The sequence below is a fragment of the Streptomyces africanus genome (genome assembly GCF_002150735.1).
In the GTDB taxonomy this organism is placed as follows: domain Bacteria; phylum Actinomycetota; class Actinomycetes; order Streptomycetales; family Streptomycetaceae; genus Streptomyces; species Streptomyces africanus.
The window spans coordinates 1-344 of sequence record NZ_MUKA01000152.1; the positions used below are offsets into that span (position 1 = coordinate 1).

General features: G+C 70.9%; 1 pseudogene. It reads left to right on the forward strand.

Annotated features, from left to right (window positions below):
- Window positions 1–344 (forward strand): annotated as a pseudogene (locus CCL05_RS46275) (hypothetical protein); the annotation flags it as partial.

The window sequence follows — 344 nt, forward strand, 5'->3', positions numbered from 1 at the left end:
TGATGCGTCTGGAGCACTCCACGCTCCAGGTCCTCATCCACCCGTCGAACTCCGGCAAGACCTCCCAGGTGCTGCGCATCCCCACGATCAGGCACACCTTCGTCAACCACGGCGAGAGCGACAAGCTGTCCTCGTGCAACCCGTACGCGAAGGCGTACGACGAGGTCTGGGTGGCCGGTCCCGCCGCGCGCGAGCGGTACGCGCTGGCCGAGGTGGGCGTCGAGGACAAGGACGTGGTGGAGACGGGCCGCCCGCAGCTGGACGGCGTGCTCCCCTACGCGGGCCCGCCGGCCGGGGCGTGGACCACCGTGCTGTACGCACCGACCTGGGAGGGCTGGGACGGC